General features: G+C 39.7%; 11 protein-coding genes. 6 read left to right on the top strand and 5 right to left on the bottom strand.

Annotation, left to right across the window (positions count from 1 at the left end):
* Nucleotides 1–170 precede the first annotated feature (170 nt).
* The 3 genes from mhpT to vanR all read left to right on the top strand — a co-directional run bounded on the left by mhpT (nt 171) and on the right by vanR (nt 2,745).
* Entirely contained in the window at nt 171–1,403 is a 1,233-nt protein-coding gene (mhpT, locus tag SOI76_RS12880; protein WP_017386392.1) for a 3-(3-hydroxy-phenyl)propionate transporter MhpT, read from the top strand.
* A 70-nt stretch (nt 1,404–1,473) separates the two neighbouring features.
* A complete protein-coding gene (locus SOI76_RS12875; protein ID WP_014206159.1) occupies nt 1,474–1,929 on the top strand; it encodes a MarR family winged helix-turn-helix transcriptional regulator in 456 nt (151 codons plus the stop codon).
* Nucleotides 1,930–2,052: 123 nt separating this feature from the next.
* Entirely contained in the window at nt 2,053–2,745 is a 693-nt protein-coding gene (vanR, locus tag SOI76_RS12870) for a GntR family transcriptional regulator (RefSeq protein ID WP_104079408.1), read from the top strand.
* A 43-nt stretch (nt 2,746–2,788) separates the two neighbouring features.
* Here the strand turns inward: vanR and SOI76_RS12865 are convergent, their stop codons facing one another.
* From SOI76_RS12865 to SOI76_RS12845, 5 genes are all read right to left on the bottom strand, one after another.
* Nucleotides 2,789–3,733, bottom strand: a complete 945-nt coding sequence (locus SOI76_RS12865) for a PDR/VanB family oxidoreductase (RefSeq protein WP_104079409.1) — start codon at nt 3,731–3,733, stop codon at nt 2,789–2,791.
* A 12-nt stretch (nt 3,734–3,745) separates the two neighbouring features.
* Nucleotides 3,746–4,822, bottom strand: a complete 1,077-nt coding sequence (locus tag SOI76_RS12860) for an aromatic ring-hydroxylating oxygenase subunit alpha (protein ID WP_104079410.1) — start codon at nt 4,820–4,822, stop codon at nt 3,746–3,748.
* Between the two features lie 234 nt (nt 4,823–5,056).
* Nucleotides 5,057–6,244, bottom strand: a complete 1,188-nt coding sequence (locus SOI76_RS12855; RefSeq protein WP_104079411.1) for an OprD family outer membrane porin — start codon at nt 6,242–6,244, stop codon at nt 5,057–5,059.
* 12 nt (nt 6,245–6,256) lie between these two features.
* Nucleotides 6,257–7,210: a formylglycine-generating enzyme family protein gene (locus SOI76_RS12850; RefSeq protein WP_104079477.1), complete on the bottom strand. Its 954-nt coding sequence runs from the start codon at nt 7,208–7,210 to the stop codon at nt 6,257–6,259.
* 25 nt (nt 7,211–7,235) lie between these two features.
* Nucleotides 7,236–8,921, bottom strand: coding sequence for an arylsulfatase (locus tag SOI76_RS12845; RefSeq protein WP_104079476.1), 1,686 nt, complete (start codon nt 8,919–8,921; stop codon nt 7,236–7,238).
* A 374-nt stretch (nt 8,922–9,295) separates the two neighbouring features.
* Here SOI76_RS12845 and vanK point away from each other — a divergent pair, with 374 nt between their 5' ends.
* From vanK to SOI76_RS12830, 3 genes are all read left to right on the top strand, one after another.
* Nucleotides 9,296–10,642 carry an MFS transporter gene (vanK, locus tag SOI76_RS12840; protein ID WP_104079412.1) on the top strand — a complete coding sequence of 449 codons (1,347 nt, stop codon included), beginning with the start codon at nt 9,296–9,298 and terminating at the stop codon, nt 10,640–10,642.
* A 31-nt stretch (nt 10,643–10,673) separates the two neighbouring features.
* Nucleotides 10,674–11,954, top strand: coding sequence for an OprD family outer membrane porin (gene vanP / locus SOI76_RS12835; RefSeq protein WP_104079413.1), 1,281 nt, complete (start codon nt 10,674–10,676; stop codon nt 11,952–11,954).
* Nucleotides 11,955–12,204: 250 nt separating this feature from the next.
* The gene (locus SOI76_RS12830; protein ID WP_104079414.1) at nt 12,205–14,403 is read left to right on the top strand and encodes an OsmC domain/YcaO domain-containing protein; all 2,199 of its coding nucleotides are present in this window, start codon (nt 12,205–12,207) and stop codon (nt 14,401–14,403) included.
* Nucleotides 14,404–14,456: the final 53 nt, after the last annotated feature.

The following is a 14,456-nucleotide window of genomic DNA, read 5'->3' as shown; positions in this document are numbered from 1 at the left end:
TTTCATAAATATTTTTTAATTCGTTGTATTTTAAGTATTAATTATTTTTTAAATTAATTTAATATAAAAATATGTTGATTTTTTAGTAAGTTTAACTGATATTTTTGATGTGTTTAAACAACAATACACAAAGGGCTAAATGGAACGACTAGTCAATAAAGGACAACACAATGGAAAAAATATCAGGACAGCCTTCAAGGGCAAAAATCACGTTGCTACTGTGCTTTGCTATAGCAATTTTTGAAGGGTTTGATCTTCAATCAATGGGGGTAGCCGCTCCACGAATGCGGGCTGAGTTTATGTTAGACAATGCGCAGATGGCGTGGGCATTTAGTGCTGCAATTTTAGGGACCTTACCAGGTGCGATATTAGGCGGTAGATTTGCAGATATTGTCGGGCGTAAGAAAATTCTAATTTTTAGTATTTTACTTTTTGGAATTATGTCTTTGCTAACGGCTTATGCTGCTAACTTTAGTTTGCTCTTACTCATTCGTTTTTGTACAGGTTTAGGAATGGGAGGGGCATTACCAATGATGATTACACTTGCCTCTGAAGCTGTACCTGACCAGCACAAAGGCACCGCAGTGAGTATTATGTATAGTGGCATTCCTTTTGGTGGATTACTCACTTCTGTTGTCGCTATGTCGTTGGCAGGCGATGCAGAGTGGCGTCATATTTTCTATATTGGTGGCATTGCTCCTATTTTACTAATCCCACTGATTATGCGCTTTTTACCTGAGTCAAATGACTATCTGCAACGTAAGGTTCAAGCGCAAAAAACGACGCCATTTTTGGAAGTTTTATTTGCGAAAGAGCGTCGTATGTCGACGATTCAGCTTTGGGTCAGTTTTTTCTGCACATTAGTCGTGTTGTACTTCTTATTGAACTGGTTGCCGTTACTCATGGGTGCGCAAGGCCTATCAAAACTACAAGCAAACTATGTACAGATGGGCTACAACGTTGGCGGAATTTTAGGTTCAATCCTCATGGGTGTATTACTTGATAAATTACGCATGAGCTTTGTGATTAAATTAATTTATCTCGGCATTTTATTTTCGCTGTGCTGTTTAGCAATATCTCCAACCGTGGCTTTACTTGCACTTTCGGCAGTGGGTTGTGGCTTATTCATTGTGGGTGGACAATCGGCGTTGTATGGTCTGGCTGCTATGTATTATCCAACCGAAATGCGTGGAACTGGAGTTGGTGCGGCGGTTGCAATTGGGCGTATTGGTTCTTTTGCAGGACCTTTAATGGCTGGTTTTTTACTCTCGCTTGGACAAAGCTCGACCATCGTGATTGGTTCAAGTATTCCTGTGATTTTAATTGCAGCGATCTCTGCATTACTTCTTGTCAAAAAACCTAAACAGCCTGTACATTTAGTACAAAGCTCAGGTGCTCGCTAAGTTTTAACGAAAGTATGGGGTTAGAACCTCATACTTTCACTACAGATTTTCTTATGATGATTGAAAGGTTATGGTACGTTCAAATTTAGTTCCAAAAAAAGTAGAAGATGAGCCTAAGTTAAGTTACATGATTGCTCGTGTTGACCGAATTATTAGTAAACATTTAACAGAACATTTAAAAGAGCTTGAAATTACCTTACCGCAATTTACTGCACTTTCTGTTTTAGCTTCAAAAAGTAATTTATCCAATGCCAAGCTTGCTGAGCGCTCTTTTATAAAGCCGCAATCTGCCAACAAAATTTTGCAAGATTTACTGGTGAATGGCTGGATTGAGAAAAAACCGGACCCAACACATGGCCGCCGTATTTTAATTACCCTGACTGAAAGCGGTGTTGAAAAGCTAAATAAATGTAATGAAGTGGTTTTAAAAGTTGAAGAAAAAATGCTTGAAGGCATTGATATTAACTTGGCTTATTTAATCCGTAATAATCTCGATATTATGGTCAATAATCTTAAAAACCTTTGATGAAAGGTAGTTTGCAATTTAATTTATTAAACTTAATAGAAATGCTTAAGTACTGATTCACACAGAAAATTTATTTCAATTTACAAATGAACTTGCTAGCATCGAAGTGACGTTTTTGGTGATGTGTGGCAGCGAATGTCTTCAGGACAACAAGTTTTACTTAAACTAAGAAAAATGATTATTTCAGGGGAATTTGAAGGCGGTGCCAGAATTGCCGAAATTCCGACTGCCGAGTTACTTGGTGTTTCAAGGCAGCCTGTTCGTATTGCCTTTCGCTTGCTCGAGCAAGAAGGCCTCCTCATTAAAAATCCAACTCGTGGTTACACGGTTCGTGAAATTTCAGAACAACTTGTTCATGATGCGCTTGAAGTGCGCGGTGTGCTCGAAGGGTTGGCTGCGAAAACTTTGGCAGAACAAGGCTTAAGCGAAGAGCAGAAAAAGACGCTGCAAGATTGCATTCAAGAAACTGAAAAACTCTTTAATGAAAAAGACGAGTTTGGCGATGCTGAATTAGAACGTTATCATCATTTTAATGTCATTTTTCATGACACCATTATTGAGGGCGCGCAAAACGTTGCACTCATACAAGCCTTAGCAAAAAACAACCAATTGCCGATGGCTTCTGCTCAAGCCATTACCTATGATCAGAATCAGGCTTTGTCTGAATATCGTCGTTTGCACTATGCACATTTACAGCATTGTTCGATTTTTGATGCATTGGTACATCGTCAGGCAGGGCGTGCTGAAACTTTAATGCGTGAGCACAGTAGTGTAGTGATTTTAGGTGAAACGCTCAGAAATGTTCTCAGCGCTTAAGCTGAAATAAGTTCCTTTATATTTGAATAAAGGAACTTAAATATTAAAGTTCAATCACAAGGTTTTTAGTTTTTGCACGAGAACAGCAGGGCGTAAATTGGTCGTTCAAAGCATGTTCCTCATCAGTCATAAATAGATCCCGATGATCAGGTGTGCCTTCTACCACGCGGGTAATACAGGTCCCACAAATGCCTTGTTCACACGAAACAGGAATATCAAAACCATTTGCAATTAATGCTTCAGTAGCAGTTTGCTCTGGTAGTACTTCAATTCGACGGCCCGTACCTTTAACTTCAATAGTAAAAGCTTCATCGTTAGATGTATCTGCTTTTTGCGCGACAAAATGCTCTTGATGTAACTGTTCATTGTGCCAGCCAGCTTGTTCGGCTGAGCTCATGACAAACTGCATAAATCCTGTCGGACCGCATACATATAAGTGTCTATCTGGTGAAGCTTGGCCCAAAACCTCTGCCATATTACATTCGGTGTCTGGTTGGTCTTGAATGTGAAAATGAACTTGGTCACCAAAGTGTTCGGTTAAGTTGCCATAGAAGGCAATCATTTCATGACTACGAACGAAGTAGTGCAATTCAAAAGGAATATTGGCTGACTTAAGCCGATACGCCATCGACAAAATAGGGGTAATACCAATACCCCCCGCAAATAAAACTGCCTGTTTGGTTTGTGGGTGAATCTCAAATAAATTACGCGGTTCACCAATTTTTAAATGATCGCCTTCACGATATTCTGTGTGGATGCAACGTGAGCCACCGCGTGAATTGGCATCATGTAAAACACCAATGACATAGCGATGCTTTTCAGTGCAGCAGTTTGAAAGTGAATATTGACGGGTGAGGCCGTTTTTTAGGTGCACATCAATATGTGCACCTGCTTCAAAACTCGGCAGCGCTGTACCATTTGCTGCAACCAATTCAAACGCACGAATAGTTGGGGTGAGCTGGTGAATTTTCTGAATAATAACGTCCATGTTCATGCTCCTTTAAATAATCCGAATGTTTGGAAACTTTTGTGCGGACGTTTCAGGAGGTGTTTTATTTTCTTCGGCAAGTAGTCGCTCAATCACCTTACGAGACTGGACACCGCCTGCGTCGATGTTGAGCATCAGTAACTTGCGATGTGGATTGTTTAAAATGTTTTGTTGTTGTTGCTCCAGCATTTCTAAATCTTCAGTAAAGATTTTGCCTTGGCCTTCACGAATTTGATTGGTGAGTTCAGCATTGTCAGGTTGGAAGTTACGTGCCATTCCCCAGAAATACCAATGTGATGTTTCAGTTTCCGGTGTAATAAAATCGACCACGATTGAGGAAACTTTTTTGTCTTTTGGTGCGTGATAACCACCATGTCCAGCATGTGCGACACCTACTTCAATATGCACATTGCTTGGTGCAAAGAAGTGACAACGTTGCCAACGGTCAACTGGTACATCATCTGCTAAGTGGTTACCACGAAGGGCCATTTGCCAAAATGGAGGTGCGATCACATTTTCCATATAGCGTTCGGTAATGACATGATCACCATCAACTTTAGTGACTGGTAATGATTCATCAATTTCTTTTTGCCCAATACTGCTTGAGTGAACATAGGTCTCGTGGGTTAAATCCATCAGGTTGTCGACCATCAGGCGATAGTCACAGTGAATGTGAAACAGGCCTCCGCCATAGCTCCATTCAGGATGATCTGCCCATTCTAAAGTTGGCAGTTTTGCTTCATCTGCTAAAGCTTTCTCGCCTGGCCATATCCAAATAAAACCGAATTTTTCGACAACTGCATATGCTTTGTTGCAAAGGAAACCATTTACACGTTGGGCTGGCATTGAAACAGTCTTTCCATCACAGCCCATGACTAAGCCATGATAACCACATACAAGGTTTCCATCTTCGACATAGCCAAGTGAAAGAGGGGCGCCGCGATGGGGACAAAAATCTTCAACGGCTGCAACTTGGTTTTCTTTGCCACGATAAAAAACGATTTTTTCACCACAGATGGTGCGACCTAATGGTTTATCTTGGATTTCTTCTGGACGGCAGGCAACATACCAAGCATTTTTAATAAACATTGTGACGACTCCTTATCACTTATTGGATCCAATTTATAATAAATAAAAATATTGGTCAATTGATAAGCAGTATATTTTTTAAAAAATATTGATCTTTTGATTTGGTTGTTTTGTATGTTTTTAATTGCTATTAAAGACTTTTGTGATTACTTTGAATTTTAGAGGCTAAATTTTTATTGATTTTAATTTGGATCCATAATGGCTGTGGTTATAGCCATTATGGCGTGTGAAAATTTAGAAATTAACCGTGTAGTGAAGCATCATGCGCTGTTCATCCAGACTTTTGCCATGTTTGGTGTCGTAGTTAATATTTAAGAAAAGAAACTTAAGATTTTTAACCCAAGCATTTAGGTCGTACTGAATCAACACATCACTTTCTTGCTCAAAATCATTTTGATTCATGGTCTGAAATGAATCGCCATAAATATATTTATAGGTCACTTTTAGACCCTTGATGTAGTCTTTAAAGTCATACGAGGCAACGAAATGATAAGACTTTTCATCTGCTTTGGTAAACGCACCTAAGGTCCAGTTCACCATATGAGGGATGGGCATATTATCGAGTTTTGGAATACCATCTTTGCCAAAGTTTTCTTGATAGCCAATTCCGGTTGTAAAGTTGCCATGTTTGATGAAATGCATAGCGCCTATGGATGTATTGTCATATTCACCAAGCTTTGATTTACCGACATCATCGTGGCGAAACACACGTAATTTTGTGGTGTGCTGCTTTGTCCATTGATAATCAAAAGCAAGGTAACTTTGATTGATGAGATCTGTTAAGTAACCATTATAAAATTTCCAGTGGTACCGCGGTGTTTTGCCGTCCCATTGAAAGAAATAGAGTCCGTCAGATTCATGTTTTGATATGGCGAGTTTGTGATAGTCCTCCTCATTTTTAGGTGAATAACGGTTAATTAAACCCAGCTCGAAATTTTGTTGTGGTGTCTTATATTTTAATTCCAAGCCTTTGTAGTTCACTCGTAATTGATGTGTATCCACTTGTGGCGTAAGTGGTGAGTCGGGAATAATTTCACCTACATTCATGCGAAAGTTTTGATATTCAACTCCAGCACCTAAGCCATATTTAACTTGGTCTTGTGCTTGTTTCTGGGTGTTAGGGTCAAAGGGTATGACCATATCATTGGTGTGTTGGTCGCTACTTAGACGATAAGCATATTGTATGCTTGGATTGAGGTGGAGCTGTACATCATTAAGCTTGGTTGACCAGTCACCACGATAAATCAGACCTTGGCTCAAGCTATGAGTATCGGGACCAGTACCATTTTCATATTGTCTGTCGAAGTTGAATGTTTTTAGTGTGAGTGTATTTTGAAAATTAACATCTACTTCACTATGAGCTAAACAACAGGCAAGGGTTGTCCCTGAGAAGAAAATCCCATAAATAAAAATATGCTTCATTTTTAAATCCGTTTAAAAGCGTTTTACTGTTCTAAATCCGACATGGCTTGTGGCAAGGTCGAGTTCCTGTGGATGCCTCGCGGCAGCACGATAACGCGCGCAATAATTGGTTGCGCACAAATAAGATCCACCTTTAATCGTGTATTGCAAAATCTGTTCGTGACTTTGCCGATATTTCGATGGATCCCCCATATGGTGATCTCGTGGACCTGTATAGGGTGTTTGCGTCCATTCCCATACATTGCCAATCAAGTCATATAAACCAAATGGGTTTTGACTAAAACAGCCAACAGGGGCAACATCCTTAAAACCATCTTCCTGAACATTTTTGTATGGAAATTCACCTTGCCAGAAGTTGGCTACAATATGGCCTTCATGAGTAGGGCCAATATCGGAGTTTTGCTGAAAACCTTTGGCTGCATATTCCCATTCAAGTTCAGTCGGTAAGTCATGACCCAGCCAGTTTGCATAAGCATAGGCATCATTCCATGTCACCATGCGAACAGGCTCGTGAGGTGCTGGTTGTTTAGGGTTGTTTGGGCCCCATGGGTGTTTCCAATTGGCCCCTTTTTCAAATTTCCACCACTGTAATTCTTCAACTGGATGATCTGGCTGTACAAACATAGCTGCGCCGCCTTGCTTCTCTGCATCGGTGACATAACCCGTTTGTTTAACAAACTCTTGAAATTGAGCATTGGTGACTTCAGTTGCATCAATTAAAAAAGCGGGAACGGAAGTTGTCTGTAAATTTAATGGGCGTTCATCTTCATAACCTTGTGTAGTGCCTAAAACAATTTTTCCTTGCGGAAGCTTGACCATGCCTGCTTCTTTATTGTTAGGCCATCCCGAAGGAAGGCCTGAATAAGAATTACATTTAGCTTTGCTGCCTAAGTCGGGCAAGGTGGTCTGTTCTAGTTGAGGCGTGGTTTTTTGGCATGCACAAAGTAAGAGGAGTGATGAAAGCATCATGATCTGTTTCATCTGGTTTTCTCTACTTTTTGTTGTATTGCTCAAAATCTACAACACCATTTTCATCGGCATATCTTAAATATTTATCATTTAAGACTTTGACGATTTCAGGATGTTCTGCATAAACATTATGTTGCTCATTAAAATCTGTTTTTAAATTGTAGAGTTCCCAACCATGGCTCTTAAATTTAGAAGGAGAGTTTTCAATAAGTTTCCATTCGTCAGTTTTAGCGTAGCGGCTGCCATGTAATTCTTTAAAGTCATAAAAATTAACAGGACGAATACGGGCAGTATTATCTTTAAACGCAGGGATCAGACTAAAACCAGATGGTTTAATTTTGGTGCTTGAAGTTGGATAAACCTGATTATTTTGAATCCCCGCTAGCTTCATCACAGTTGGGAATATATCTCTTACTGTCGCAAAGTTATTGTTGATTCCACGTTGTTTAGAAATCTGAACAGGTGATTTAACAATAAATGGGACTCGTACTCCGCCTTCTGAAGCAGCTGACTTCCAGTGCGTAAATGGTGTGCTGCTCACTTCAGCCCAACGTGATCCCATATAAACATATGAGCTGGCGTTGCCTATATTTTCATAACGATTGTCTGCATCCCCCATTGGGAAATTATGATCGCCGCCTTCAGCGCCGTTATCTGACATAAACATAATCAAAGTGTTGTCATATAAATGATGCTTTTTAAGATATTGAATGACATCACCCACGCGGTCGTCTAACTGGGTAACCATGCCCGCATAAACTTCCATTTTACGCGCTTCATATTTGCGCTCTTGTGGGGTGAGTTCATTCCAGCTTTTGGTTCCTAAAGCTTGATTGCCACGCTCGACTGGATATTCTGCATTTGCAGGAATTAATCCTAATTTCTTTTGACGTTCAAAGCGTTGTTTGCGAATTGCATCGTAGCCTTGATCGTATTTACCTTTGTATAAGTCTCTATAATGAGCAGGTGCTTGTAGCGGCCAGTGTGGAGCGGTATAGGCGAGGTAGGCAAAAAATGGTTTTTGCGCTTTATTTTTGTCTAAGTACTCAAACGCTTTTTGTGTAAAAAAGTCGGTCGAGTAGTAGTTGTCAGGCAATGTAACCTTTTGACCATTTTCAGTGTATTGGGTGTTACGCGGATAGTTTTTAGGTTGGTCTTTAAAGTGTAAATCGAAGCCATCGAGCAGAGCAAAAGATTGATCAAAACCACGGGCTTTAGGGTTTTGGTCGGGAGCATAGCCTAAGTGCCATTTACCGACCATGAAGGTGTAATAATCTTTTGTCTTTAAAATCTCTGCGAGTGTATAAGCATTTTGCGTTAAATGACCTGAATACCCATCAATTTTGAGGAGTGCACGCGGGCTATCGGCGCCAACCACTTTTTCTTGTCGTTTTGAAGTTTCATACATCGCACCTAAACCGACCAAGTGGTTATCGGCACCTGTCATAAGCTGTGCACGAGTAGGTGAACACATTGATGAAGCATGAAAATTAAAAAGTATTTTTCCTTGTTTTAACAGGCTATCAATATGAGGGGTTTTAATTTCGCCGCCATAGGCACCGATATCTGAAAATCCAAGATCATCGGCCAAAATAATCATGATGTTAGGTGGTTGTTGATTTTTTGGAGGTGCTGCTTGCGTTGTGTAAAACAACTGGCTGGCAAAAAAAAGTCCCAATGTAAGCTGGCTTACTCTTTTGAGTTTCATAACAACAATCCTTTGATGTTTTAAAAATGCATCTTGCATTTCCTGGAAATAAACTGAGCTTTTTTTTGGCTAAAAAATGCTCTGGAATCGATCATAATAGATTTTTTAATATGGATCCATAAAAATATTCAAGCATCCTAATTTTATGTTTTTAATAATTTTATACTTATATAATTTATGTGTTTATATACTTTTTAATAATCCATTTATAATTTTAGTTGATTTTTTGGATCCAAATATTCAGTATAGAAAAAGAGCAGGATGCTCAAAAAACAAATATTCCTCTAGGTCATTATGGATACGGATGTGCATAACCACCCAATCGCTCATATTAGCAATGTCGTGTGTATGTCTTATCTAAGGGAGATACACAAATGGAAAGAGACGTTCTAAGTGAGATCAATCAAAACAACATGAGCCGTTACCAATGGTTCGTCATTTTGATCTGTATTTGTCTCAATATTATTGATGGCTTTGACGTGATGGTAATGGCATTTACCGCTCCATCCGTGTCAGCAGAATGGTCACTTTCAGGTGCTCAAATTGGCTTGTTGTTAAGTTCTGGCCTTTTTGGGATGGCTGCTGGTTCCATTTTTCTCGCGCCTTTAGCCGATAAAATTGGTCGCCGTTTACTCATCTTAGTTTGTCTTGTCATTGCAGGTCTGAGCATGTTGGGCTGTGCTTTTGTACAAAGCCACGGCATGTTGGCAGCACTTCGGTTTATTACCGGAATTGGGGTGGGTGGCATTCTTGCGAGTAGTAATGTCTTGGCAAGTGAGTATGCTAATGTGCGCTGGCGCAGTCTCGCAGTGAGCTTAATGTCTACAGGTTATGGAATTGGCGCGACACTGGGCGGGGTACTATCACTGGCATTGATTGAGCATTTAGGTTGGCGCTCAATCTTTTTAGCAGGAGGGGTTACTACCATTGCAATGCTGCTGATCAGCGCATGGTTATTACCTGAATCTTTAGATTACTTACTCGCGAAACGACCAAAACAGGCACTAGAACGAATTAATGCAACTGTAAATCGTATGGGGCTAAACGAATTACCAGTTATGCCGCGTTATGAAAAAATCAGCACGCAAAATGGTAGTGAACTGGGCAAGTTATTTGCTGGACAACTTGGATTTCAAACACTTTGTTTATGGTTTGCATTCTTTTTAGTGATGTTTGGCTTTTACTTCGTGATGAGCTGGACACCAAAAATTCTTATTTCAATGGGGATGTCACCAGAGCAAGGCGTAAGTACCGGCATTTTAATTAGTATTGGCGGGATTTTCGGGGCGGCCATTATCGGTTTATTGGCATCACGTATGAAAATCTTCTATGCCTTAAGCCTGTTTTTAGGACTAACGTCTGCATGTGTTTTCCTATTTGTTGCCGTTTCATCTCAAGTCAGCATTGCACTCATGGTGGGTTTATTACTTGGCACACTTATTAATGGCTGTGTAGCAGGTTTATATTCGATTTCTCCAACAATTTACGATGCCGAAATTCGTAGTCGTGGCGTGGGGTATGCAATTGGTTTTGGAAGAATTGGGGCAATTTTATCGCCAACGGTCGCAGGCATTTTTCTGGATAAAGGTATAGCACCCGCAACGCTATATGCTTATTACGGTGTGGTGTTTATTTTGGCTATTTTCCTGATTTTAAGTTTGGGTAGTGCTTTTTACCGCAGTCAAAAAGAGCAAAACTACTCTCTTAAAACAGCACATTAATCCATTAAAAATTAAATAGTTGAGATAAAAAATGAAAAAGACACCATTATGGGTGGGGGTATGCTTGTGCCCATTATTTAGTCAAGTTGTGCATGCCGAGTTTATTGCAGACAGTAAAGCTGAGCTGACACTGCGTAATTTTTACTTCGACCGAGACTATAAAAAAGACCCATATCCTTATACAGCAGCCAGAGATTGGGCGCAGGGTTTAATTTTTAAAGGACAGTCTGGTTATACCGAAGGGACAGTTGGGTTTGGTGTAGATGTACTGGCAATGGCAGGTTTTAACCTGATGGGAAGCCATGCTGATGACTATGCGCGTAGTGGCTTATTGCCAGTTAATCCTGATAACTCGCGTGATGATTATTATGGAAAAATAGGCATTACAGGGAAGGCTAAATTTAGAAAAAATGAGCTTTTTGTGGGGGACTTGGTTCCGCAGTTACCAACCATATTTTCATCGCCAGCGCGTTTGTTTCCACAGACTTATCGTGGTATTCGCTTTGTTTCAAATGAAATTCCAAATCTCCAACTTGAAGGGTTTTACGTCGACGAAGTACGTCAACGTGATTCGATTCGTTATACCGATGTTGGAACAGACAATATCAACCATCGTTTTAACAAAGCGGCAACTACCGATTCTTTTTATACATTAGGTGGAAGCTATCAGTTAAAGGACTACCGTTTGCGTGCTTATCATGCTGAACTCAAAGACATTTACCAGCAACAGTTTTTAGGTTTTAACGGCAAACAGCCTTTAAATGATCAGCTTAACTTTTTAAGTGATGTGCGGTTTTTTAATAGTGAAGAAACTGGAAGTAAAAAAATAGGAGAGGTCGATAACCGACATATTAGTGGCTTATTTGGTTTGAACTATCAAAATCATACGGTTTCTTTGGGCTACATGCAGTCTTTTGGCTCGACTGGTCTGCCATTTTTGTCGGGAACTGAAAGTCCAGTCGTGCTTGATTTTATGAGTTCGGACTATTCAAATAAAGACGAAAAAGTCTATTCGATTCGTTATGAGTATGACTTTAAAAATGCGCGGGTAGGTGATGTTTCATTAAACGGACTGCGTTTTATGACTCGCTACGCAAAAGGTGAAGACATTGATTTATTGCAATATGGCGACCAACGTTTTAAAGAGGAGTCGATGGAATTTGATTTGGGTTATAAAATTCCTGAAGGTAAGTTCAAAGGCTTAGGTATGCGAGCCCGTTTTTCTCACTACCGCAACGATATGCCAAGTAATATGACATTTCATTCGACCAATGAAACGCGGTTGAATGTTGATTACACCTTTAAATTTTAATGTTCAATATTTAACTAAATTAAAGACGAGTTAAAACATTGTGAGCAGCAATGTTTTAACTTTAGTTATCAACTGCACAAAATCCCTCTATAATACCACCAATCTTATTAAAGCCAATTGAGTCGTTCATTAAACACATGGCTTTAATCTCTCTTTTTTTAAGTCAATTTCTTCGCTGTGATTCGGCTTATTTTTCAATATTTAGATTTTATGTGTCTGTGCTGACACATAAAAATATTTAGGTGCCAGCATGGAAATCAAGGTTAATTATCTCGACAATCTTCGACAGGAAGCTAAGTTCGATGACTTTACAGTAATTGCCGATCAACCAATTCGCTACAAGGGTGACGGTTCGGCACCGGGCCCATTTGACTACTTTTTAGCATCGTCAGCATTGTGTGCAGCGTACTTTGTAAAAGTGTATTGTGCAGCTCGAGATATCCCAACCGATAATATTCGTTTATCGCAAAATAATATTGTTGATCCTGAAAACCGTTATAAGCAAACCTTTAAAATTCAAATTGAATTACCAGCCGATATTTCAGAGAAAGATCGCCAAGGGATTTTACGTTCGATTGACCGTTGTACTGTTAAAAAAGTAATTCAAACGGGTCCCGAATTTATTATTGAAGAAGTTGAAAGCATTGATGCAGATGCACAAGCATTGTTATTGCCAAGCTTAACTTCAGAAAGCCATACCTATATTCAAGGTAAAGACCTACCGTTAGAAGAAACCATTGCCAATATGTCTGCCATTTTGGCAAATTTGGGCATGAAGATCGAAATCGCATCTTGGCGTAATATCGTGCCAAATGTATGGTCATTACACATTCGTGATGCACAGTCTCCGATGTGTTTTACCAATGGTAAAGGTGCAACTAAAGAAAGTGCTTTGGCGTCTGCATTAGGCGAGTTTATTGAGCGCCTTAACTGTAACTTCTTCTATAACGACCAGTTCTGGGGTGAAGATATTGCCAATGCTGAATTTGTGCATTATCCAGATGAAAAATGGTTTAAACCGGGTCCAAATGGTGAATTACCTAAAGAAATCTTAGATGAATATTGTCTTGAGATTTATAACCCAGATGATGAGTTACTTGGCACACATTTATATGACACCAACTCAGGCAACGTAGAGCGTGGTATTTGCTCGCTACCTTTTGTGCGCCAGTCTGACGGTGAAATTGTCTATTTCCCATCAAATTTAATTGAAAACTTATACTTAAGTAATGGTATGAGTGCAGGCAACACTCTGGCAGAAGCCCAAGTTCAATGCTTGTCAGAAATTTTTGAACGTGCCGTTAAACGTGAAATTTTAGAAGGTGAAATTGCACTTCCAGATGTTCCTGAAGAAGTATTAGCAAAATACCCAAGTATTGTTGCTGGTATTAAAGGTCTAGAAGAGCAAGGTTTCCCTGTATTAGTTAAAGATGCATCGTTAGGTGGCCAGTTCCCTGTAATGTGTGTAACTTTAATGAACCCGCGTACGGGTGGGGTGTTTGCATCTTTCGGTGCGCATCCAAGTTTTGAAGTTGCGTTGGAACGCAGTTTGACTGAATTACTTCAAGGTCGTAGTTTTGAAGGCTTAAATGATTTACCTCAACCGACTTTCCAAAGTAATGCGGTTACTGAGCCGAACAACTTTGTTGAGCACTTTATTGACTCAAGCGGTTTGGTATCTTGGCGTTTCTTTAGTTCTAAATCTGACTATGACTTTGTTGAATGGGATTTTTCTGGCGAAGGCGAAGAGTCGAATGCAGAAGAAGCTGCAACATTGTTCGGTATTCTCGAAGAGATGGGCAAAGAAGTATATATGGCAGTCTATGAGCACTTAGGTGCGACTGCTTGCCGTATTTTAGTACCAGATTATTCTGAAATTTATCTTGTTGAAGATTTGATATGGGATAATACCAACAAGGCACTTTCATTCCGTGAAGATATTCTAAATCTGCATCGTTTGGATGATGAACAGCTTGAGGCATTGGTTGAGCACTTAGAGGAATGTGAGCTAGACGATTACACTGAAATCACCACACTCATTGGTATCGAATTTGATGACAATACAGTTTGGGGTCAACTCACTATCTTAGAATTGAAATTGCTAATTTATGTTGCTTTACAACAGTTTGAAGAAGCAAAAGAGCTTGTAGAAACTTACTTGCAATATAACACCAATACCGTTGAGCGTGGCTTGTTCTATCAGTGCATGAACGTGGTGCTTGAAGTGATGTTAGATGAAGAACTCGAGCTTGAAGACTACCTGACTAATTTCCGTCGTATGTTTGGTGACACACGAATGGATGCGGTATTAGGTTCTGTAGAGGGTAGTGTTCGTTTCTATGGTTTAACACCAACAAGCATGAAACTAGAAGGACTTGATCGCCATTTACGTCTGATCGAGAGCTATAAAAAGTTGCATGCAGCTCGTGCTAAAGCCGTAGCGATGTAATTAAAAAAGCGAAAGAAAAAGCCTATTTAAAATAGGCTTTTTTTATAAAACAA

The sequence above is a fragment of the Acinetobacter pittii genome, from assembly GCF_034064985.1.
GTDB lineage: Bacteria > Pseudomonadota > Gammaproteobacteria > Pseudomonadales > Moraxellaceae > Acinetobacter > Acinetobacter pittii_H.
This window is presented reverse-complemented; position numbering and strand designations above follow the sequence as displayed.